This window comes from Streptomyces sp. NPDC037203 (genome assembly GCF_055605065.1).
This window is the reverse complement of the sequence record NZ_JBVJUC010000003.1, coordinates 480696-502776: the sequence shown is the minus strand read 5'-3', so window position 1 is coordinate 502776 and position 22081 is coordinate 480696. Positions and strand designations below refer to the sequence as shown.

Below are 22081 nucleotides of genomic sequence, written 5' to 3'. Positions count from 1 at the left end.
CTGTCCGATTCCGGGCGCGTGCGGGCCGTGCGTCTGTGATGGTGGACGGTATGCATGCCAAGGACATCCTCATCGACGGCTACGGCCGCATCCAGGAAGAAGTCCACGACACCCTCGACGGGCTCGGGCCGGACGAGCTGCACCACCGTCCGGCGCCCGGTGCCAACACCATCGCCTGGCTGGTCTGGCATCTCACGCGGGTGCAGGACGACCACATCGCCGACGCCTTCGGCCTCGACCAGGTATGGCTCTCCGACGGCTGGGAGAAGCGGTTCGGCCTCGATCTGCCGCGCGGCGACACCGGCTACGGGCACACCCCGGCCAAGGTCGCCAAGGTGCGGGTGGCGAGCGCCGATCTGCTGACCGGGTACTACGACGCGGTGCACGAGCAGACGCTGGGCGCGCTGCGCTCACTGGCCGCCAAGGACCTCGAAGGCGTCGTGGACGAGCGCTGGGACCCGCCGGTCACGCTGGGCGTGCGCCTGGTGAGCGTCCTGTCCGACGATCTCCAGCACGTCGGACAGGCGGCCTACCTCAAGGGGCTGGTTCAGAGCGCGGCGGAGTAGCCGGGCAGGATCACGTCCTCGATGAGGGCCTTGCGCTCGTCGAACGGGATGAACGCGCTCTTGACCGCGTTCACCGTGACCGTCCGCAGGTCCTCGACGCCCCAGCCGGCCTCCTCGACCAGCAGCGCCATCTCACGGGTCATCGTGGTGCCCGACACCAGGCGGTTGTCGGTGTTCAGGGTGACCCGGAAGCCGAGGTCCTTCATCGCGGTGATCGGGTGCTCGGCGATCGAGGTGGCGCAGCCGGTCTGGAGGTTGGAGGTGGGGCACATCTCCAGGGCGATACGGCGGTCACGCACCCAGGAGGCGAGCCGGCCGAGCTTGCCGTCCACGATGTCCTCGGTCAGCCGCACGCCGTGCCCGATGCGCTGGGCGCCGCACACCTGCACCGCCTGGTGGATGCTGGGCAGGCCGTACGCCTCGCCGGCGTGAATGGTGAAGGGCACGCTCTCGCGGCGCAGGTGCTCGAAGGCGGCGAGGTGGTCGGCGGGCGGGAAGCCGTCCTCGGCGCCGGCGATGTCGAAGCCGACGACCCCGGCGTCCCGGTAGGCCACGGCCAGGTCGGCGGCCTCGGTGACGCGGTCGAACATCCGCATGCCGCACAGCAGGGTGCCGACGCGCACCGGGGTGCCCGCGGCGGCGGCCTTCGCCATGCCGGCGGCCAGGCCCTCCTGCACCGCCTCCACGACCTCGGCGAGGCTCAGCCCGCCGCGGGTGTTCAGCTCCGGGGCGTAGCGCACCTCGCCGTAGACCACGCCGTCGGCGGCCAGGTCCAGGACGTACTCCTCGGCGGTGCGCAGCAGGCCCTCACGGGTCTGCATCACGGCGAGGGTGTGCTCGAAGGTGGCGATGTAGCGCACCAGGTCACCGGAGTTGGCGGCCTCGACGTACCAGGCGGCCAGCTCGTCCGGGTCCGTGGTGGGCAGCCGGTGCCCGGCCTCGGCGGCCAGCTCCACGAGGGTGGCGGGGCGCAGGCCGCCGTCGAGGTGATCGTGCAGCACGGCCTTGGGGAGGCGGCGGAGCGTGTCGGTGTCGATGCGGGGGGCGGTCATGGCAGGGCGTTCCTCAGCAGGTTGTACCGGGGTCGATCAGGCGGCCGACGGTGCCGACGGGAGTAGTTAGCCGGTGAGGTTATACGTAAAACCGGATCCTTGTCTACGCGCGTTGCCGAGGAGTTGTCTACGCGCGTTCACGAGGGGTCGGGAGGATGCGGAGAGGAAGTGTCGGGGGCGCGCCGGGGGTTGAAGGCGGGGCGCGGGGATTCGTGGCGGGGCGGCGGGGTCACGGCGCTGCGCGTCGAGGTGGGGGTGGCGTCGTCGCCGCAGGCTCAGGGCGCCGCCTCGCCCTGTGCCACCTCCACCCGGTGGTGGAAGTCCGCCAGCCCGGCCGCGGCGGCGGCGCCGGACAGGGCGGTGCAGGCGATGAGCAGCGCGGCGACGGCCCGGCCCGCGCGGGCCCCGCCGGGCGTGTCCAGGAGGGCCCGCACCCGCTGCGGAACCGGCCCCGTGGTCGCCCCGGCCACGAAGTCGGGCCGCGCGGTGGCGGCGGCGTGCCCGGCCAGGGCGGCGCGGGCGATGGCCCGTGCGGTCAGCCGCCGGTCCCCCACCCGCGCGGCCGCGGCCTCGTCGGCGGCCCGCTCGGCGGCGAGCCGGACGGTCGTACGGACCGGCCGCAGCGCGGGGTGGCAGTGCGCGGCGAGTTCGGCGGCGGCGAGGAAATAGTGGTGACCGCCCTCGTTGTGCGCCCGCTCGTGCGCGAACAGCGCCTCCCGCTCGGGCCCGTCCAGGCTGCGCAGCATCGCGGTGGTGACGACGATGCGGTGCGGTCGGCCGGGGAGCGCGTAGGCGTCGGGGCGGGGCGAGTCCACCACGCACAGGTCACCGGCGGCGGGCCGGCGCCCGGCCTCGGTGCGGGCGAGGCGGAAGGCCCGGCTCTGGCGCAGCACCGAGCGCACGAGGGTCCAGCAGCAGACGGCGAGCGCGCCGACCGAGGTGGCCGCGGCGGGGACCACGATCACCGCGGAGGCGGTGTGCAGCGGGTGGATGAACTCGCCGAACGCGGCGAACAGGGGCAGTCGCAGCAACCCGATCAGCACGAAGGCGCCGAGTGCGGCGAGCGAGCAGCCGGCGAGGACCACCGCGCAGCCCGTGACGGCCCACAGCGCGACGGCCGGGGCCAGCCGGGCGAGGGCCCGCCGGGCCAGCGCGGGCAGGGCGCAGGGCAGCAGCAGAGGCAGCAGGAGCAGGGCGGTCATCGGGCGGGGGCTTTCATCAGCCGTCGGCTTCGAGGAGGTCCCGGAGGATGCGCTCGTCGTCCGGGTTGAGCTGGGCGACGAAGCGGGCGAGCACGGTCTCGCGGTCGCTGTCCCGGTCCAGCTCGCTGTGCATCCGGCGGGCGGTGAGGCCGTGGGCGTCCTGGACCTCCTGGACGGGGAAGTACACGAAGCCGCGGCCCTTGCGCTGCCGCTCGACGACGCCCTTGTCGTGCAGCCGGCTGAGGATCGTCGTCACCGTCGTGCGCGCCAGGTCCGCGCTCAGACTCGACTGGACCTGTCCCGGGGTCAGGGGCCCCCCGGCGGCCCAGAGCGCGGCCATGACGCTCGCCTCCAGTCCACCGGCCGGCCGGCGCTCGTCCTTGCCGTCGGTCATGGGAACGTCCTCACCCTCCTCGTCGTCCGCGTGCGGACCGTCTACACGATAGTAGTCATACGACCGCGCGCCCCGGACCCGCCCGTCCTTCGCGGAAGCCGCGGCCCGGCGTGCCGCCCGTCCGGCGGCGCCCCTGGCGGGGGCGCGGGGCGGGGAGCGGCGGTGCGGGCGATGTCGGGGCCGCTGCGGCGGGAGCCGCTTACCCCATACACGACAACTCGCCCCACCGCTACCCATACACCGTGAACAAGCGCAAAATGGGTACTGCGGTGCCCGCGGACACCGCACCCACCAGCGGTCTGGCCTGCGCGTTCGAAGGAGACGAAAGTCATGGCCAACGTGTCGCACAGGGGTGACATATCGACTCACCCGGATGTCCCCGAAATGCGGGAACGCTACGCCCGCATGCTCGGCGGTCGTGATGTGGCGCTCGTGGACGGGCCGGTGTTCCTGCTCGGTCTGTACTGCGCGGCATCGCCCTGGATCCTGCACTACTCCGCCGTCCAGCCGGCGCTCATGACCCACAACCTGATCATGGGTATCGCGATCGGGCTGCTGGCACTGGGATTCACCAGGGCCCCCGAGCGGATGTACGGCCTCAGTTGGGCGATGTGCGCGTTGGGCGTCTGGATGATCATCGCTCCGTGGATCGTGGGCAGCGCCCCGGACGCCGGCGTGATCATCAACAACGTCGTCATCGGCGCACTGGCCCTCCTCCTCGGAATCGTCTGCGCCGCGACGTCGGCGAAGGCCACGAAGAGCACGCCCAGGCCCTAGCGGGGAAGGAAGCACGACGAGAACGCGCGAGGAAGGAGCGGATCGTCGAGAACGAGAAAGGGAAGCAGAACACGGAAGGAAGAAGGACGGAGGGCCGGTGCGCCCAGCGGACCGGCCCTCCCCCGCGGTCCCGCGCCTCCTGTCCGGGAACCTGACCCCGTTCAGCGCCGCACGGTGAAGCTCAGCCACAGATCCGCCGGCAGCGACGGCCGCCCCGGCACCGCCCGCTCCGCGCAGCCCCACTCGCCCGGCGCGACCTCCTCCGCGACCCGCCGCCAGAAGGCCGCCCCAGCCGCGTTGTCCCGCTGGAAAGCGACCTCCCAGGGCCCGGGATGCCGCCGCAGCACCTCCCGTACGGCCCTCAGCCCCACCCCCGCGCGCCGGGCGCCCCGCACCACGAAGAAGCTGTTCAGCACGCGCACCGGCCCGTCGAGCCCCCGTACGAAGGCGAATCCGGCGAGGCGATCACCGCGGGTCAGCAGGTAGGGCGCCCAGCCGTCGCCGGTGAACGCGGCCTCCACCCGCTCGCTGCGGAACGTGCCGTCGCCCGCGGGCAGGCCGCCCTGGAACTCGGACATGTCATGGCGGAACATCAGCCACAGCCGCTCGACGGCGGGCCGGTCGTCGCTGGTCGCGGAGCGGACACGGACGTCCGCGGTCAGGGTCTCGTTCATGGTGCCGGTCGCATTGCCCGTCACCTTGTCGGTCACTTTGTCGCTCACGTCGTCGGTCATGAACGAAAGCCTCCCCGGCGGACTCTCGTCCGGGCCGGGGAGGCTTCTCACGCTGATCGGAGCATAGACCCCTGAGGCTCACACGGTCTCGGCGTCCCGCCCCGCCGGGCATTCCTCGCCGCTCTCCTTAGCCCCGAACGGCCAGACCCTCTCCCGCCGCGCCCAGAGCAGGAAGGCGGCGCAGCCGAGGGCCAGCCAGGCCAGGGACCATTCGATCGGGTGGCGGCGCGGGGAGTTGTGGTCGGCGCAGGCGTAGATCACGCACCAGCCGGTGAAGGCCACGAGGGACGGCAGCGGGTAGAGCCACATGCGGTACGGGCGGGGCAGCTCCGGGCGCCGGGCGCGCAGCACCGTCAGGGCCACGATCTGGGCCAGCGCCTGCACCAGCACCATCACGGTGGTCAGGAGCTGGATCAGGGTCGCGAGATCGGTGTGCCGGCCGATCAGGAAGCCGGCCGCGGTGATCACGGCCATGGTCGCCAGGCCCAGCGTCGGGAAGCGGTGCCGGGGGTGCAGTCTGGCGTACGGCCGGAAGAAGACCCGGTCGCGCGCCGCGTCGTACGGCACCCGCGAGCCGCCCAGCAGGCCGGTGAACACGGAGGCGAAGGCGGTGATCAGGATGAGCACGGTGACCGTGTCGGCGGCGCCCCTGCCCCAGGTCCGCTCCAGGACCGCGGAGGCCACCGAGGTGGACGCGATGTCGTCCGGGTCGCTCATGCGGTGCCAGTCGACCACGCCGAGCGTGCCGATCTGGAGCAGCAGGTAGATCGCCATGATGCCGAGGATCGAGTAGACGATGGAGCGCGGCAGGACGCGGCCGGGGTCCTTGATCTCGGCGCCCATGTAGGCGGTGGTGTTGTAGCCGAGGTAGTCGTAGACGCCGATGGTCAGGCCCGCGGCGAAACCGGCCCAGAAGTGGCCGCCGGTCAGGTCGAAGGCGCCCGCCGGGTAGCTGAAGGCCAGGTGCGGGCTGAAGTCCGTCGCGGCGGCGGCGATCACCAGGACCACCGAGGCGATCATCACCGTCCACATCACGGCCGCGATCCGCGCGATGTGCTCGATGCCGCGCCACAGCAGGAGCACCACCAGGGCGATGACGCCGAGGCCGGTCAGGTCGCCGGCCGGGCCGCCGAGGCCGGGGGCGAGATAGCCGAGGTACTGGACGAAGCCGACCACGCCCGTGGACATGATCAGCGGGACGAACAGCATCGCCGTCCACACGAACAGGAACGGCAGCAGCCTGCCGGTGCGGTGGCGGAAGGCCTCGCGCAGATAGACGTAACTGCCGCCGGAGCCGGGCAGCGCGGCGCCCAGCTCGGCCCAGACCAGTCCGTCGCACAGGGCCAGCACCGCGCCCGCGACGAACCCGACGACCGCCTGGGGCCCGCCGAAGGCGGCGACCATCAGCGGGATGGTGACGAACGGTCCGATGCCGCACATCTGGCTCATGTTGATGGCCGTGGCCTGGAACAGCCCGACCCGGCGGACGAAGCCGCCCGGAGGCGGCGGGCTACCGGACATGGGGACTCCTGGAAGCGTCGGGGAGGGGACCCTACGGGTATCCGCGCGCCCGGCGGAAGGCGGTTGACGGATATTCAGCGGACGCTGTGGCCACGGTCGTTGACAGCCCTGGGACGGCGACCTAGCTTAAGCCCGGTTAGTAAAGTTTCCTAACTTTACGAGCCTGGAGACCGTCTGTGTTCCCACGCCCCGCCCCCGGCCATCGGCTCGCCACGGCCACCGGACTCCTCGCCCTGCTGGGCTACCTCGGCACCGGCGCCTGGGCCGGACCGCACACCCCCGAACCGCCGCTGCGGCCGGTCGCGGACCTGAAGGCGCCCACCGTGATCACCCGAGTGTCCTCCGCCGCCGGAAGCGCCACCCCGCTCGCCGGGTTCGCCGTCCAGTCCACGGCGAAGGTGGACGACTCCCCGGCGGCCGTCTCCTCCCCCGGCTACGCGGCGCGCGGCTGGTACCCGGCGGGGCCGCGCTCCACGGTGCTGGCCGCGCTGCTCGCCGCCGGGGTGTACGACGACCCGTTCCGCTCCACCAACCTGGCGAAGATCCCGAAGGCCGACTTCGAGGTGCCCTGGTGGTACCGCTCGGACTTCACCGTCGCCGACACCGCGCGGCGCACCCTGCTCGACTTCAGCGGGGTCGTCTCCGCGGCGGACGTCTACGTCAACGGCCGCCGGGTGGCCGCCGCTCGGGAGGTGACCGGCGCCTACACCCACCATGAGCTCGACGTCACCGCCCTGGTGCGGCCCGGCGTCAACACGGTCGCCTTCCGTGTCCGGCCCAACGACCCGGCCAAAGACCTGACCATCGGCTGGCTGGACTGGCTCCAGCCGCCGCCCGACCGGAACATGGGCATCGTCCGGGACGTCCTGCTACGCCGGAGCGGCCCGGTCGCACTGCGCGACGCGCACGTCGTCACGAAGCTGGCCGTGCCGTCCCTCGCCACCGCCGACCTCACGGTCCGGGCGGGGGTCCGCAACGACTCCGGCGCGCCGGTCACCGCGGAGATCACCGGCGCCGTCGGCCCGGCGCGCTTTCGCCGGACGGTCCGGCTCGCCGCGCACGAGACGCGGGCCGTCTCCTTCTCCCCCGCCGGCGTACCCGCACTGCGCCTGACCGCGCCGAGGGTGTGGTGGCCGGCCGGGATGGGCGGGCAGCCGCTGTACGGCCTCGATCTGACCGCGCGCGTGTCGGGCACCACCTCGGACACCGCGCACGAGTCCTTCGGCATCCGGGACGTGCAGGCGCCGCTGAACGCGGCCGGGGCCCGCCAGTACCGGATCAACGGCCGCCCGCTGCTGATCAAGGGCGGCGGCTGGTCGCCCGACGAGTTCCTGCGCTGGGACCGCGCCTACGCGGAGGACCGGCTGCGGTACGCCGTCGATCTCGGCCTGAACACCCTGCGCCTGGAAGGCCACTTGGAGCCGGACGAGTTCTTCGGCCTCGCCGACCGCTACGGTGTGCTCACGCTGCCGGGCTGGGAATGCTGCACCAAGTGGGAGGGTCAGGTCAACGGCACGGAGAACGGGGAGAAGTGGACCCCGGCCGACTACCCGGTGGCGAAGGCGTCCATGGCCGCCGAGGCCGCCCGGCTGCGGGACCACCCGAGCGTGATCTCCTTCCTGATCGGCAGCGACTTCGCGCCCGACGCGACGATCGAGAAGAACTACCTGGACGCGCTGCGGGCCGCCGACTGGAACCTCCCGGTGGTCTCCGCCGCCTCCGACAAGTCCTCACCCCGGCTGGGCCGTTCGGGCATGAAGATGACCGGCCCCTACGACTGGGTACCGCCCGACTACTGGTACGCCAAGCGCGAGGGCGGGGCCACCGGCTTCAACTCCGAGACCAGCGCGGGCCCGAGCATCCCCACCCTGGACACCCTGCGCCGGATGCTCACCCCGGCCGAACTGGACAGCCTCTGGCAGGACCCCGACGCCAAGCAGTACCACCGCTCGCCGTCCGCCACCTTCGGCACCCTCTCGCTCTACGACGCCGCGCTCGCCGGCCGGTACGGCACCCCCACCGGCCTCGCCGACTACGTCCGCAAGGCGCAGCTGGCCCAGTACGAGAACGTACGGGCCCAGTTCGAGGCGTACCGCCGCAACGCGACGGACGCCGACGGACCCGCCACCGGGGTGATCCACTGGATGTTCAACAGCGGCTGGACCTCTCTGCACTGGCAGTTGACGGACCGTTTCCTCGACCAGGGCGGCGCGTACTTCGGCGTGAAGAAGGCCAACGAACCGCTGCACATCCAGTACGGCTACGACGACCGCTCGGTGGCCGTGGTCAACAACCGGCACACGGCGCGGCGGGGGCTCACCGCGCGCGCCACACTCTTCGACCCGGACGGCACCCTGCGGTACGACGGCACCGCGACCGGTCTCTCGGTGGGCGGGGACGGCGCGCACACGACCGCTCTGACCCTGCCGGAAACGGTCCCCGGACTCTCCCGCACGTACCTGCTGCGGCTGGTGCTCACCGACGCGGACGGCCGGGAGGTGAGCCGGAACGTGTACTGGCTCTCCGGTGCACAGGACACGCTCGACTGGCAGGGCACCACCTGGTGGTACACGCCGACGACCGGCTACGCCGACCTCACCGGGCTGGCCTCGATGGCACGGGTCCGGGTGGCGGCGACGGCCACCACCCGGTCCGGCGGGGGCACCTCGACCACGACCGTGACCCTGCGCAACACCACGGACGGGCGGACGCCCTCGCTGCTGACGGACGTGCATCTGGTCGACGGGCGCGGGGCGCCGGTGCTGCCGGTGCGCTGGTCGGACAACGAGGTCGGGCTGTGGCCGGGCGAGTCGGTGACGCTGACCGCCGTCTACCGGACGGCCGATCTGCACGGCGCGGCGCCTCGGGTGCGCGTCTCCGGGTGGAACACCCCGGAGCGGACCGTGCCGGCGGCATGACGAGGGGGGTGGGCCCCGCCGGACCCACCCCCCTCGCGTGCGCGGGCGCTCAGCTCACATTGAGCGCGGTGTCGTCCACGACGAACGAGGTCTGGTACTTGGCGCCCTCGGTGCCGGTGAACTGGAGGGTGACGTTCTGCCCCGCGTAGCCGCTGAGGTCGAAGCTGCGCTGGGTGTAGCCGGAGGCGGCGTTCAGGTTCGAATACGTCGCCAGGGTGCCCAGCACCGTGCCGGAGCTGTTGAGCACCTGCACCTTGAGGGTGTCGTAGGCGGTGCTGGTCGAGGTCTCGGCCGTGTCGACGTGCAGGTAGAAGCTCAGCTTGGCGGAGGTGCAGCCCGCCGGGATGGCCACGTGCTGGGAGAGCGTGTCGGTGGTGGCGGTGCCGTAGCCGTCGAGCCAGGCGTAGTACGAGCCCGAGTGGGGCGACTCGCCCGTGGCGTTGGTGATGACCTTGCTGGAGGCGCTCCAGGCCGTGTTGCCCGACTCGAAGCCGTTGTTGCCGAGCAGCTGGCCCGCGGTGCAGGTGCCGGTGCCGCCGCCACCGCCCGTGCCACCGCCGCCGCCACCGCCGCTGGTGCCGCCGTCACCGGCGAGCCACGCGGTGGCGTTCAGGGCGAGCGCCGCGTTGGTGGCGCCGCTGTCGTTCCAGCCGTCGTAGAGGGTGTTGCCGGGGCTGCCGGTGCCGTCGTCGATCGGGGAGCTGTCACCCCAGAAGGCGACGCGGCCGGCGCCGAAGGTGCTGGTCAGGAAGAAGGCACCGGTGTTGCCCGAGTAACCGCTGCGGTAGACCAGGCCCTTGACCGAGGAGTTGTCGGCGGGCTTGAGGGTGGCGGTCGTACCGTCGGCGAAAAGGCTCTTGGTGACCTTGCCGAAGGAGCCGTTCAGCACCGGGTCGGTGCTGTCGTTGATCGCGGCCGGGTAGCCGGAGCTGATGTCGAGCGAGTCGATGGAGAAGCCGAACGGGTCGGTGTTGTCGACGCCGTTGTTCGTCATCAGGTCGTTGAGGATCTCGACCGCGTCGCTGCCGTCGTTGTTGCGGTCGGCGCCGGTGTGGTCGGAGATCATGAACAGACCGCCGCCGTTCTTCACGAAGTTCATGATCGCCGTCTTCTCGGCGGACGTGAACAGCGTGTTGGGCTCCGGCAGGACCAGCGTGTCGAAGTTCGACAGGTCCTGCGCGGACGAACCGCCGTACGTCAGGCTCTGGCCCGAGGGCAGCGTCTTCAGGCTGTAGTCGCCGGTCTTCTGGAGTGCCACGCCCCACGAGGAGAGCGCGCCGGTCCAGTCGGTCTCGGACTGCGGGTTGGCGTTCTGGCCGAGCGGGTCGGGCTGGCTGGTGGAGATCACCCAGTCGGCGTTGCCGGCCGTCTCGGCGTGGGCGTTGTCGAACAGTACCCGGTGCGTGGTCGCCGCACGGGCGGGGGCGCTCGCACCGACCTGGACGGCGGCTCCGGTCAGGAGCAGGCCGAATCCGGCGAGTGCGGTGGTGACTCTGCGTCGGGATCTCCTGGATCCGAGCATCCGGCGAACCTCCGTTGTGGGGTGTGGGGAGAGGGAGTTGCGGCGCCAAGTCTGCGCGCGTAGAACCCGCTTGAGGGTTCTACACGCGTCGATGGCTTGAAAGGTACATGGCATGAAGTGCCGGTGAACAGAAAGTCCCGGCAATAAAGCGGCCCGGACTGTCCGCGCGCGCAGCGGGCACCTTCACCAAGGAGGGGTCTCACGCCGCGTGGAGGGGTGGAGATGGAGATTTCGGGCATCGTCAGCGCGATCGTCATCGGCCTGATCATCGGGGTGCTGGGCCGGCTGGTCGTGCCGGGGCGGCAGCATATCGGGGTGCTGTGGACCATCGTCGTCGGCATCGTGGCCGCGCTGGTCGGCTCCGCGATCGCCGCGGGGATCGGGGTCGCGGACACCAAGGGCCCGGACTGGATCGAGTGGCTCATCCAGATCGCCCTGGCGGCGGTGGGGATCAGCGCACTCGATCGGGCGAGGTCACGTCGTTGACGTACCGTCAACTTCCTTTGATCTCGTAGAGGTACGGGGTCGTGGTGCTCAGCGGGAGGAAGCCGAGGCGCTCCAGGATGGGGCGGCTCATCGGCGAGGCGTCGACCTGGAGGTAGCGGCAGCCGCGGGCGGCGGCGATCCGGGCCCGGTGGGCGACGAGGGCGCGGTACAGGCCCCGGCCCCGCCACGCCTCGGCGGTGCCGCCGCCCCACAGACCGGCGAACGGGGTGCCGGGCACCAGTTCCATCCGGGCGGCGCTGACGGCCTCCGTCCCGGCCATGGCGACGACGGCGACCAGCGCGCCGGGAGCGGCGGCCAGTTGGTCGAGCAGTCGCCGGCGCATCCAGGCGCCGTCGGTGCCGAACGCCTTCTCGTGCACCTCGGCGAAGAGGTCGACGCCCGTCGCGTCCACGACCTCCAGCAGCCGTACGCCGTCGGGGAGTCGGACGGCCAGGTCGAGCCGGTCGATCTCGCCGATCATCAGCGTCTCGGGCGGCTCGGCCCGGAACCCGGCCGCGGTGAGCCGGGCGCCGAGGTCGGCGGGCGAGTCGTGGCTGTAGAGCTTCCACTCGAAGCCGTGGCCGCGGGCGATGAAGGCGGCGATCTGCTCCCGGATCACCGCGTCCGCGTCCGTGCCCGCCGCGTCGAGGCCGGTCCAGAGCACGCCGTTCCAGCCGTGTGCGTCCGCGTGTTGCCGCACCACCTGCCCGACGCGTTCGACACGGGCGCCCGGCCCGTCGGGGACGGCGTGTTCGCGCAGGAGACGGTCGTACAGTGCGAGGATCTCGTTCTTGTCCATCGCGGCCCAGCCGATCACGCCGGAGGGGGCACGGCAACGCAAATAGCGGTCAGCCCAGTTCGAGGGTGGTCACGCCGAAGACGCGGTCCTGGGCGTGGGGCCGGACCGGACCGGTGTACATGCGGGCCGTCTCGAAGGAGGGGGCCAGTCCGGCGGCCTCGGCGAGGGCGGTGCCGGCGGCGTTGGGTTCGGGCACGTCGATGGCGAGTTCGCGTCCGGCGGCTTCCGTGGCCAGGGCGGCGAACAGGGCGCGGGCGTCGTCGGCGGTGTCCGCGAACAGCGGTCCGACGCGCAGGCTGTCGCGGCCGGGGCGGATCACGCCGTACCCGGTGAGGCGTCCTTCGTGGTGGCGTACGACGGTGTGGTGGCCCGGCGTGGAGAGCCACGCGGCGAGGAAGCGGGGGCGGTCCGCGGGGTGGCAGACGCTGTCGTAGGCGGTGATCGCGGCGAGGTCGGCGGGCCTGACGGGACGGACTCCCTCGGGGGCGCCGGTGGCGGGCGCGGTGCCGGTGAACCGGACGGTGCGGTAGGCGAGTTCGAAGCCGGACTGGCGGTAGTTGTCCTGCTGGGCGACGACTCCGTCGAGGCCGATGGTGCGGGTACCGGCGTGGGCCAGGGCGGTCTTCCAGGTGGTCAGGCCGTGGCCGTGGCCGCGCAGGTCGGGGCGGACGAGGTAGCAGCCGAGGAAGGCGAAATCGGCGCCGTAGTTGACGACCGAGACGGCCGAGACCGGCTCCCCGTCGATCCGGCCGAGGAAGAAGCCCTCGGGGTCCTGGGCGAAGAACGCGGGCCCGTCGGCGAGTCCGGGGTTCCAGCCCTCCGCCGCCGCCCACCCGCTGATCACCGGCCAGTCGGCGAGATCGGCGCGGGTGACGACGAGGTCGTGGGGGGCGGGAGAAGTCATCGGTGCGCTCCATCACGTCGGGGGCCGGCCGCCGTACCGGACGGCCCTTGTCCGCAGCATCCTCGCGGATCAACGGCCTTCGCACCATGGAAAGATCGGCCGACCGGCACCGGCGGCGGGGTGGTGTCACCGCTGTAGGGAGGGTCGCCGCGAGGCTCCACCGGGCCGGCGTCCGGTCGGGTGCTGGACGGTGGGGGCCCGGTGGCCGGTGGAGGCCTGGGACAGGGTGGGTCAGCGGGTACGGCTCGGGCGGAAGCGGCGGTACAGGATGGTGCCCGTGAGCAGCAGCGCAGCGCTGCCGGCCGCCGCGGGGGCGGTCAGGTCCGTACCGGTGTGGGCCAGTGAGGCGGCCACCGGTTCCGGCGCGGGCCGCGGAGTGTGCGGCGCGGCCGGGTGGGTCTTGGCGGGGGCCGGCGGCTGCGGAGTGGGCGCCACCGGGTGGCTCGGGGTCTCGCCGCCGCCGTTGACGGAGGTGTTGCCCATGGCCGGGTTGAGCAGGCCCACCACATTGACGCTGTTGCCGCTGATGTTCACCGGCAGGTCGACGGGGAGCTGGATCCCGTTGCCGGAGATCACTCCCGCGGAGTGGTGGGCGGCGCCGTGGGCCGCGGCCCCGCCGGAGGTGGCCGAGCCGGCCTTGCCGCCACCGGTCTCGTTCGCGCACGTGTTGCCCATGGCCGGGTTGAGCAGCCCCACCACGTCGACCGTGTTGCCGCACACGTTCACCGGGACGTCCACCGGCAGCTGGATGCCGTTGCCGGAGATCAGTCCGGGCGAGCCGGCCGCGACGCCGTCGGCACTCGCGCCGTCGGCCGCGAACGCGGCGGACACCGGCCACGCCAGGGCCATCGCACCGGAGGCGGCGACGGCGGCGATCACACCGTTTCGGGTAGCCCGTCTCATTGGTTCCTGCCTTCCAGACAAGTTCGCGGGCAGTCACCCGCATCCGGTAAAACGCGGGTGAACCAGCCGAGTTATGGCTTATCGGGCTTTCACCCCATCGAGTGGCATGGTCGATAAACCGCTTGTCATGCCGATCAATGATCATCAATCGGGCGCGGATCATACGGCACCCGGCGGCGTCCCGCCCGCCCGGAGGCGGGCCGAACGGGGCCCACTTATGGTGAGCAACAGGGCGCCGTCCCGGTCCGCTGCGGGCGCCTCGGGAGGCGATCGATGCTGGCCAAGCTGTGCACGCGGTCCGCGGTGCGGCGCTGTGCGGGTACCGGAGTCCTCGCCCTGGCGCTGCTCGCCCCAGCGCTGCCCGCGCCCGCGGCCTCTCTTCCCGCCGCGGCGGGAAGCCCCGAGCTGTCCCGGTTCTACCGGCAGAGGGTGACCTGGGGCGCCTGCGCGGGTCCGGGCATGCCGCGGAAGATGCAGTGCGGGAAGGTGACGGTCCCGCTCGACTACGCCCGGCCCGGCAGCGGGACGCTCGACCTCGCGCTGGCCCGCTACCGTGCCACCGGCGGCTCCCATCACTCGGTGCTGCTGAACTTCGGCGGCCCCGGCGGCGCGGGCGTGACCCAACTGGCTTACGACGGAACCCAGTTCCTGGGGCTGACCAGCGGCTATGACGTGGTCACCTTCGACCCGCGCGGGGTGGGCCGCTCCTCCCCCGTCAGCTGCGGCGACGACGGCGGCCAGGCCGCGGCCGTCACCGGCGCGGACGCCGACCTCGGCCATCCGCTGGCACTGCTGCGGCAGTTGCGGCTGAGCGCCGACGCGTGCGCGCGCAACTCCGGCGACGTACTGGCGCACATAGGGACCGTGGACGCCGCCCGTGATCTGGACGTGATCCGCCAGGCTCTGGGCGAGCGGAAGCTCAACTACCTCGGGTTCTCCTACGGGACGCGGCTCGGCGCGGTCTACGCGGCCCAGTTCCCGCACCACGTGGGGCGGATGGCGCTGGACGGCGTGGACACGCTGACCGAGTCGCTCGCCGAGCAGGGCATCGACGGCGCGCGCGGGCAGCAGACCGCGCTGGAGGACTTCCTGGACTGGTGTACGAGGGACGCCGGCTGCCCCTTCGGACGGGACCGGAGCGCGGCGAGCGGCGCGGTGGTCTCGCTGGTGCGCTCGCTGGACCGGCGGCCGGTCACGACGGACGGCGGGGACCCGTTCTCCGGGCAGGACCTGGTGGCCGCCCTCGCGCAGGCCCTCTACAGCCGAAGCCTGTGGCCCTCGCTGGAGCAGGCGCTGGGCTCCCTGACGCGGGACCGCGATCCCCGAGGCGTCATGGGCTTCGCCGGCGGGGGTGCCGGGCCGGTCCCCCTCGGCCGCCCGGCGACCGGGCACGACGGGCTGGTCGACCCGCAGGACGTGCCGGCCGACAACCTCCAGGCCGCCCTGCTGGCGATCGACTGCGCGGACGACCCCGACCGGCCCTCCGCGGCCCGGCTCGCCGCGGACCTGAAGCGGCTGCGGGCCGCGTACGACGAGGCCTCCCCCGTCTTCGGCCGCTACCGGCTCACCCAGGTGCTGATGTGCTACGGCCGCCCCAGGGGCACCGATTTCATCCGCGCCCGTGTGAAGGACGTCGACACCCCGCGGATGCTGCTGGTGGGCACCCGCGGGGACCCCGCGACGCCCTATCCGTGGGCGGTCCGGACCGCGCAGCGGCTCGGTCCGGCCGCGGTCGTCCTGGACAACAAGGGCGACGGGCACACCGGCTACGGCTCCTCCGTGTGCGTGCACCGCACGGTGGACGACTTCCTGCTCCACGGCTCCCTGCCCGCCTACGGCAGCTCCTGCCCGGCGGACGGGAGGGAGTGGAGCGTCTTCCCGAACCGCATCGACCGATGAAGGCACCGGCCGCCGACCGGCGTCCGTGACCGCGACCGGAGGGACACCATCATGCGCATGCGCGCCGCCACCGCCGTACCCGCCGCCGCTGCCGCCGTGGCGGCCCTGCTGCTGACCGCGCCGCCGGGAGAGGCCGCCACCAAGGCGCCGCCGCGGGTGGCACCCTGCGTCCAGGGCGAGCTGACGCTGCGGGCGGCCACCGTGCCGCACCGGCCCACGGTGGTGCGGGTCAGCGTCACCAACCACAGCGGGCGCACCTGCGCCATCGACCGGGTGCCGCTGGTGACCTTCGGCGGTCTGGACGGGGCCGCGCTGCCGGTGGCGGGGAACGGCGCGGGCCGGCTGCGGCTCGCGCCGGGCGCGACCGTCCACGCCGATGTCCGCACCATCGTGCGCCCGGCGGATCCGCAGGCCCGCCGGGCGGCGTCGGTCACCGTCGGCGACTGGGCGGGCCGCTGGGGCCGCGTCTTCACGCCCGCCCGGCTCGGCACCGGCACACGGGTGTCGGTGTGGGAGCCGGTGACGACGGCCTGGCAGCCTTCGTCACGGGCCGCGGACCGGGACCTGGGACTCGGCGCGGCGACCCGGCCGAACCCGAAGCCGGCCCCGGCGAAGACGACGCCGGCTCCTAGCCCGACCCCGACCAGGACGACGCCGACACCGAGCCCGGTGAGCCCGAGCCCGACGCCGGTGAGCCCGAGCCCGACGCCGGTGAGCCCGAGTCCGAGCCCGACCAGCCCGAGCCCGGCGAGCCCTGCCAGCCCCAGCTGACACCCGGTGACCCACGGCTGACAGCGGCTCGCCGGGCCGCTGTCAGCCGAGGACGAGTTCCGGCGTGTACAGGTCCAGCCACTGCGCGAGGTCCAGGGTGCGTTCCAGGCCGCGCCGGGCCGCCTGGTCGGTCACCGGGTCCTCCCGTTCGGCGGCCTGCCGTACGCGGTCCCGGTCCACCAGGTCGAAGACGCTGTGCGAGGGCCGGGCGAGCAGGTCCTTGGCCTGCTCCTGGAGGGCGAGGGCGTAACGCGGGTCCTGGGTGGACGGGTAGGGGCTCTTGACCCTGTCGTACACGCTCCGCGGCAGGACGTCCTTGGCCGCCTCGCGCAGCAGGCTCTTTTCCCGGCCGTCGAAGGACTTCAGGGCCCAGGGGGCGTTGAACACGTACTCGACCAGGCGGTGGTCGCAGAACGGCACCCGCACCTCCAGGCCGGTGGCCATGCTCATGCGGTCCTTGCGGTCGAGCAGGATGCGCACGAACCGGGTCAGGTGCAGGTGGCAGATCTGGCGCATGCGGAACTCGAAGTCGCTCTCCCCGGCCAGCCGTTCGATGTCCGCGACGGCCGTGCGATAGCCGTCGGCTATGTACCTGTCCAGGTCGAGGTTCTTGACCAGGTCGGTGCGCAGCACGTCGGAGTCGTCGCCGAAGTGCCGGCCGAAGCGCACCAGCCAGGGGAAGGTGTCGGCGCGGCGGGCGTCCTCGTCGAAGAACTGGAGGTAGCCGCCGAAGACCTCGTCGGCGGACTCGCCGGACAGGGCCACCGTGGACTTCTGCCGGATGGCGCGGAAGAGGAGCAGCAGCGAGGCGTCCATGTCGCCGAAGCCGGCCGGCAGGTCGCGGGCCCGGATGACCTGCTCGCGCACGGCGGGGTCGGCGAGGGACTGGGCGTCGAGCACGATGTCCTGGTGCTCGGTGCCGGCGAGCCGGGCGACGTCGTGCACGAAGGGGGTGTCGGGGGTGCCGCGCAGTTCGTCGGCGACGAAGTTCTCCGTCTGGCCGACGAAGTCGACGGAGAAGGAGCGCACCGTCTCGCCCTGCTCGGCGAGCTGCCGGGCGGCGAGCGCGGTCATGGCGGAGGAGTCGAGGCCGCCGGAGAGCAGGGTGCAGCGCGGCACGTCGGCGACGAGCTGACGGCGCACGATGTCGTCCAGGAGGGTGCGCACGGTGGCGATGGTGGTGTCGCGGTCGTCCTCGTGCGGGCGGGTCCGCAGGCGCCAGTAGACGCGGGTGGACAGGCCGGAGCGGTCGACGGTGACGACGGTGCCGGGCTCCACCTCGCGCATGCCGTCCCAGACGGCGTGTCCGGGGGTCTTGATCATCACGAGCAGTTCGCGCAGGCCGTCGAGGGTGACCCGGCGGCGGGCCAGCGGGTTGGCGAGGATCGCCTTGGGCTCGGAGCCGAACAGGACGCCGTCGGGCGTGGGGTAGTAGTAGAACGGCTTGATGCCCATGCGGTCGCGGATCATCACGAGCTTGTCGCGGCGGCCGTCCCAGATGGCGAACGCGTACATCCCGTTGAGGCGTTCGGCGAGCGCGTCGCCCCATTCGACGTAGGCGTGCAGGACCACCTCGGTGTCCGAGTCGGTGGTGAACCGGTGGCCTCGGTCGGTCAGTTCGCGGCGCAGCTCGGTGAAGTTGTAGGTCTCCCCGGAGTAGACCAGCGCGACGGTGCCCTCGGGGGTCTCCAGGGTCATCGGCTGGCGTCCGCCGGGCAGGTCGATGATGGCGAGCCGGCGGTGGCCCAGGGCGGCGGGTCCTTCGGTCCAGGTGCCGCGGTCGTCCGGGCCGCGGCAGGCCATCGTCTCGGTCATCGCATGCAATGTGGTGGCCTCGGCGCTCAGGTCACGATCGAAGGAAACCCATCCGGTGATGCCGCACATGCGCTGTCTCCTGTCTCCGGCCGACCGCCGGTACCGTGTCCAGCTGCGCTTACGCGGGGGCCGCGGTGCCGGCCGGTGAACCAGTTGTATCGAGCACCTATATGACGAGCGTCCGCCAGCGTCCGGGACCGGTCAACGCGGACGTAACACGGATGCAACGCTCCGCCCGATGATTTCGGCCGTGTTTTGCCTGCGCGAGATCCGCGAATCGCGGCGGTGAAGCGCCTCAGGCGCCGGGAATCGGCCACGGGTAAAAAGTTCCCCAAGCGGCGGGTGTCGTCCGGATCCGCGACGGGGAAGCGCCCGGCGCTCCGGCGACCCGGCCACCGGAGCGCCGCGGACGGATCCCGCCGGGCGGACATATGTCCCGAATACCCCGAATGCCGTACGTGTGAATCAGCCCTATGGTTCTGTCATGGAGCACGCACTGAGTCCCGCAACCCTTGCCGAACTGCGGCGTCCGCGGCCCTATCCGGCGGTGTCCGTGCTGACCCCGACGCACCGCCGCGGAGCGGGCAGCGAGCAGGATCCGGTCCGGCTGCGCAATGCGCTGGCCGAGGCCCGCAAGCGCCTGGAGGCCGACCCGGCCGTGACCCGCGAGCGGCGCGCGGACGTCGACGCCCAGCTGGAGAGGGCGCTCGCCGAGGTGGACCTCACCCATGCCGAGGACGGCCTGGTGATCTTCGCCGCGCCGGGCGAGCACCAGGTCTGGTCGCTGGCCCGGAGCGTTCCCGAGCGCGTGGTGCTCGCGGACACCTTCCTCACCCGCAACCTGGTCGCCGCGCAGGCCGCCGAGCGGCCCTTCTGGGTGCTGTCCGTCTCGGCCGACCGGGTCACCCTGTGGAGCGGCGGGGTGGACCGGGTGGTGGAGGACCACGCCGGGGGCTTCCCGTTGATCCGCAGCAAGGAGAACTTCGACGCCGAGCGGCAGATGCGCGTCGGCGACCAGCCGAGCACCTTCCGCGACGAGGGCACCCGCCAGTTCCTGCGCGAGGCGGACACCGCGATGGCCGCGGTCCTGCGCGACCACCCCCGCCCGCTCTACGTCACCGGCGAACAGGCCGCGCTCTCCCTGATGGACGAGGCCGGCAGCATCTCCCGGCGCGCGGTGCACGTGGGGCACGGCGGGCTCGCGAACTCCGGACCCGAGGCGGTGTGGCAGGCGATCAAGCCGGCGCTGGAGGCGGAGGCGTCGAAGGGCACCGGTGCCGTGGTCGAGGAGCTGACCGCCGCGCGCGGGCGCAAGACGTTCGCGGCGGGCCTGGACGAGCTGTGGCAGAGCGCCCGCGAGGGCCGGGTGCGGCTGCTCGCCGTGGAGGAGGGCTTCCAGGCCGTCGTCCGCGACGACGGCGACCACCTGATACCGGCCGACCCCGGCGATCTGGACGCCCGCAACGACATCGTGGACGAGATCGTGGAGCAGTGCCTGGAGACCGGCGCCGACGTCCGCTTCGTGCCCGACGGCACGCTGGACGAGGAGGACGGGATCGCGGGGGTGCTGCGGTTCTGACCCGTCCCCCGCGGACCCCCGTCGCCGGGGCGGGGGTCCGGTCGGTGGAGGGCTGCGGCCGGGTGGCCGTCGCCCTCGCACCGCGCCCGCCCCCGCACGCCCCGGCGGTCAGCCGCTGACGCTGGCGGCGCCCGTCTCCAGGTGCCCGGTGAACCGGCGCGACCAGGTCGCGTCGGAGTCCACGGTGATCGTGAAGTCGTACCAGCCGTTGCTGTACGCGACCGCGTTGAAGAAGTCCTCCGCCGAGGCACCGGCGGCGACGGTGTACGTCCAGGGCCCGTCGCCGCGGTAGTGGTTGGCGGTGATGGTGAACTTCACCGGGGCCGTACCGGAGTTGGTCATCCTGAAGTAGAGGGCGAGCTTTCCGCTGCCCGGTTCCACGGCGTAACGGGTGCTCACCTCCGCCGACTTGCCCGCCTTGGTGGCGTCGCCCTGGAAGCGGCGCAGGAAGCGGTTGGGGCCGACCATCGACAGGTCGTACTTGCCGTCGCCGTAGCCCGAGCCGATGTTGAAGAAGTCGGTGGCGGTGCCGCCCGCGTCCACCGTGTACTGCCAGGGCGTGGTGTCCCGGTAGGCGTTGGGGTGGATGGAGAAGTGGGCCGCGCGGGTGGCGGGGCCGCCCTGGTTGGTCATGACGAACCAGGCCAGCGTCTTGCCGCCCGCGTCGAACTCCAGGCGGTCCAGGTAGCCGCCCGGCTGGTACGGCAGCGCGCGGGCCGGCCGGGTGCCGGGCTCCTGGGCGGGCAGCGCGTTGTCGGTCGGTACCGGGTTGGGCAGCGAGGTGCAGTTGCCGATGCCGATGACACTGGTCGCGGGCAGCGGGACGGGTCCCTTGACCGGGTGGGCGAAGTCGAAGACGCCGGTGAGGTCGCCGCTCACCGTGCGCCGCCAGTCGCTGATGTTGGGACACTTCGCGGGCGTGCCGAGAGCGGCCGTCCAGGTCTCCAGGAAGCGCAGCACCGAGGTGTGCTCGAAGACCTCCGAGGAGACCCAACCGCCGCGCGTCCAGGGTGAGATGACAATCATCGGCACGCGGAAGCCGAAGCCGATCGGCACCCCGTTCAGGAACTCTCCGGCGGTGCCGGAGGGCGGGGACGGCGGGGGTACGTGGTCGAAGTAGCCGTCGTTCTCGTCGTAGTTGAGGAACATGACGGTGGAGTCGAAGACGTCCTCGTCGGCGGCGAGGGCCTGGTAGACGAGGTTGACGAAGTGGGCGCCGTCGCCGGGCGGGGCGTAGGGGTGCTCGGAGAACGCCTGGTTGGCCACCACCCAGGAGACCTGCGGGAGGGTGCCCGCCTGCACATCGGCCTTGATGGCGGCGGCGATGTCGTCCGGGGTGGAGCCGGTCACCTTCGGCACCGACGCCATGCCGCGGTCGTACAGCGGGTCGCCCGCCTTGGCGTTGGTGAAGTTGCTGAAGTACGCGCAGGCGTTGTCGCCGTAGTTGTCGGCGGCGTTCTGGTAGACCTTCCAGCTCACCCCGGCGGCCTGGAGCGCCTCGGCGTAGGTCTGCCAGGTGAGGCCGGACTCGTCGCCGCCGTCGTTGCTGGAGGCGTCGACCTTGCCGCTCCACAGGAAGGTGCGGTTGGGGCCGGTGGCGCTGAGCGTGGAGCAGAAGTAGGCGTCGCAGATGGTGTAGTTGTCGGCGAGCGCGTAGTGGAAGGGGATGTCGGAGCGGTCCAGATAGCCGAGCGAGCGGACGTTGCCGACGCCCAGCACCCAGTTGTCCAGGCGGCCCTTGTTCCAGGCGGAGTGCTGGGAGGACCAGGAGTGCGGCAGGTCGCCGTTGCACTGCGCGAGGGTCTCGCCGTCCTTGCCGGCCGCCGACGGGGTGGCGCTGAGCTTCCACGGGTACTGGCGGGAGAGCAGGTTCGGCTGGTTGAAGACGGAGTAGTTGCCGCCGAGGGTGATGCCGCTGCGGTCGTCGAAGCCGCGCACGCCCTTGAGGCGGCCGAAGTAGTGGTCGAAGCTGCGGTTCTCCTGCATCAGGATCACCACGTGCTTGACGTCCCTGATCGTGCCGGTCGCCGTGGTGGCGGCCGCCGCGGCGGTGCGCGTGGTGGCGCCCAGCGCCACTCCCGCCGCCACGGATGCGCCCAGCCCCACGAAGCCCCTTCGGCTGATCGGTGTCATTCGTCCGTCCTCGGTCACGGGAGTGCCCCTGCGGCACACCGCGGGCCAGGGTGCCCGCGCCGGTCGTCGGGGTCCATACCCGTGCGGTGAGGCGAAGGTGAACAAT

At 72.4% G+C, this 22081-nt stretch carries 18 protein-coding genes; 7 read left to right on the top strand and 11 right to left on the bottom strand.

The features are described from left to right. The first annotated feature begins 50 nt into the window (after positions 1-50). Positions 51-566 (top strand): mycothiol transferase, encoded by a 516-nt coding sequence (locus tag ACZ7EC_RS11435; protein ID WP_471060987.1) that lies wholly within the window; start codon positions 51-53, stop codon positions 564-566. Here ACZ7EC_RS11435 and ACZ7EC_RS11430 read toward each other — a convergent pair. The 3 genes from ACZ7EC_RS11430 to ACZ7EC_RS11420 form a co-directional block, all read right to left on the bottom strand. Further along, positions 548-1618 (bottom strand): adenosine deaminase, encoded by a 1071-nt coding sequence (locus tag ACZ7EC_RS11430; RefSeq protein WP_471060984.1) that lies wholly within the window; start codon positions 1616-1618, stop codon positions 548-550. The genes ACZ7EC_RS11435 and ACZ7EC_RS11430 overlap by 19 nt on opposite strands. 275 nt (positions 1619-1893) lie before the next feature. Then, the gene (locus tag ACZ7EC_RS11425; RefSeq protein ID WP_471060980.1) at positions 1894-2820 is read right to left on the bottom strand and encodes a M48 family metalloprotease; all 927 of its coding nucleotides are present in this window, start codon (positions 2818-2820) and stop codon (positions 1894-1896) included. Between the two features lie 16 nt (positions 2821-2836). Beyond that, entirely contained in the window at positions 2837-3214 is a 378-nt protein-coding gene (locus ACZ7EC_RS11420) for a BlaI/MecI/CopY family transcriptional regulator (RefSeq protein WP_471060978.1), read from the bottom strand. A gap of 330 nt (positions 3215-3544) precedes the next feature. On the opposite strand from ACZ7EC_RS11420, the gene ACZ7EC_RS11415 reads away from it, so the two are divergent. Next, positions 3545-3991, top strand: a complete 447-nt coding sequence (locus ACZ7EC_RS11415) for an SPW repeat protein (RefSeq protein ID WP_471060975.1) — start codon at positions 3545-3547, stop codon at positions 3989-3991. Between the two features lie 161 nt (positions 3992-4152). Here the strand turns inward: ACZ7EC_RS11415 and ACZ7EC_RS11410 are convergent, their stop codons facing one another. Next, positions 4153-4665: a GNAT family N-acetyltransferase gene (locus ACZ7EC_RS11410; RefSeq protein WP_471062025.1), complete on the bottom strand. Its 513-nt coding sequence runs from the start codon at positions 4663-4665 to the stop codon at positions 4153-4155. Positions 4666-4803: 138 nt separating this feature from the next. After that, complete coding sequence (locus ACZ7EC_RS11405) at positions 4804-6246, bottom strand: APC family permease (protein ID WP_471060972.1); 1443 nt, start codon at positions 6244-6246, stop codon at positions 4804-4806. A gap of 176 nt (positions 6247-6422) precedes the next feature. On the opposite strand from ACZ7EC_RS11405, the gene ACZ7EC_RS11400 reads away from it, so the two are divergent. Beyond that, positions 6423-9164 carry a glycoside hydrolase family 2 protein gene (locus tag ACZ7EC_RS11400; protein WP_471060969.1) on the top strand — a complete coding sequence of 914 codons (2742 nt, stop codon included), beginning with the start codon at positions 6423-6425 and terminating at the stop codon, positions 9162-9164. A 49-nt stretch (positions 9165-9213) separates the two neighbouring features. Here ACZ7EC_RS11400 and ACZ7EC_RS11395 read toward each other — a convergent pair whose 3' ends face one another. Next, entirely contained in the window at positions 9214-10686 is a 1473-nt protein-coding gene (locus ACZ7EC_RS11395; RefSeq protein ID WP_471060967.1) for a hydrolase, read from the bottom strand. Positions 10687-10908: 222 nt separating this feature from the next. Between ACZ7EC_RS11395 and ACZ7EC_RS11390 the strand changes: the two genes are divergently transcribed. Next, entirely contained in the window at positions 10909-11172 is a 264-nt protein-coding gene (locus ACZ7EC_RS11390; protein ID WP_471060964.1) for a GlsB/YeaQ/YmgE family stress response membrane protein, read from the top strand. Positions 11173-11179: 7 nt separating this feature from the next. On the opposite strand, the gene ACZ7EC_RS11385 is transcribed toward ACZ7EC_RS11390, so the two are convergent. From ACZ7EC_RS11385 to ACZ7EC_RS11375, 3 genes are all read right to left on the bottom strand, one after another. Beyond that, a complete protein-coding gene (locus ACZ7EC_RS11385; RefSeq protein WP_471060961.1) occupies positions 11180-11971 on the bottom strand; it encodes a GNAT family N-acetyltransferase in 792 nt (263 codons plus the stop codon). Positions 11972-12020: 49 nt separating this feature from the next. Further along, positions 12021-12875, bottom strand: coding sequence for a GNAT family N-acetyltransferase (locus ACZ7EC_RS11380; RefSeq protein ID WP_471060958.1), 855 nt, complete (start codon positions 12873-12875; stop codon positions 12021-12023). Between the two features lie 231 nt (positions 12876-13106). Beyond that, positions 13107-13754 (bottom strand): chaplin, encoded by a 648-nt coding sequence (locus ACZ7EC_RS11375; protein ID WP_471060955.1) that lies wholly within the window; start codon positions 13752-13754, stop codon positions 13107-13109. A 297-nt stretch (positions 13755-14051) separates the two neighbouring features. Between ACZ7EC_RS11375 and ACZ7EC_RS11370 the strand changes: the two genes are divergently transcribed. Beyond that, on the top strand, positions 14052-15677 hold the full coding sequence (locus ACZ7EC_RS11370) for an alpha/beta hydrolase (protein WP_471060953.1): 1626 nt from the start codon (positions 14052-14054) through the stop codon (positions 15675-15677). 57 nt (positions 15678-15734) lie between these two features. Next, positions 15735-16448 carry a DUF4232 domain-containing protein gene (locus tag ACZ7EC_RS11365; protein WP_471060950.1) on the top strand — a complete coding sequence of 238 codons (714 nt, stop codon included), beginning with the start codon at positions 15735-15737 and terminating at the stop codon, positions 16446-16448. Positions 16449-16490: 42 nt separating this feature from the next. Here the strand turns inward: ACZ7EC_RS11365 and asnB are convergent, their stop codons facing one another. Next, complete coding sequence (gene asnB / locus ACZ7EC_RS11360) at positions 16491-18332, bottom strand: asparagine synthase (glutamine-hydrolyzing) (RefSeq protein ID WP_471060948.1); 1842 nt, start codon at positions 18330-18332, stop codon at positions 16491-16493. A 415-nt stretch (positions 18333-18747) separates the two neighbouring features. On the opposite strand from asnB, the gene ACZ7EC_RS11355 reads away from it, so the two are divergent. After that, complete coding sequence (locus ACZ7EC_RS11355; protein WP_471060945.1) at positions 18748-19842, top strand: baeRF3 domain-containing protein; 1095 nt, start codon at positions 18748-18750, stop codon at positions 19840-19842. Positions 19843-19950: 108 nt separating this feature from the next. Here the strand turns inward: ACZ7EC_RS11355 and ACZ7EC_RS11350 are convergent, their stop codons facing one another. After that, a complete protein-coding gene (locus tag ACZ7EC_RS11350; RefSeq protein WP_471060942.1) occupies positions 19951-21975 on the bottom strand; it encodes a phosphocholine-specific phospholipase C in 2025 nt (674 codons plus the stop codon). Between the last annotated feature and the right edge of the window lie 106 nt (positions 21976-22081).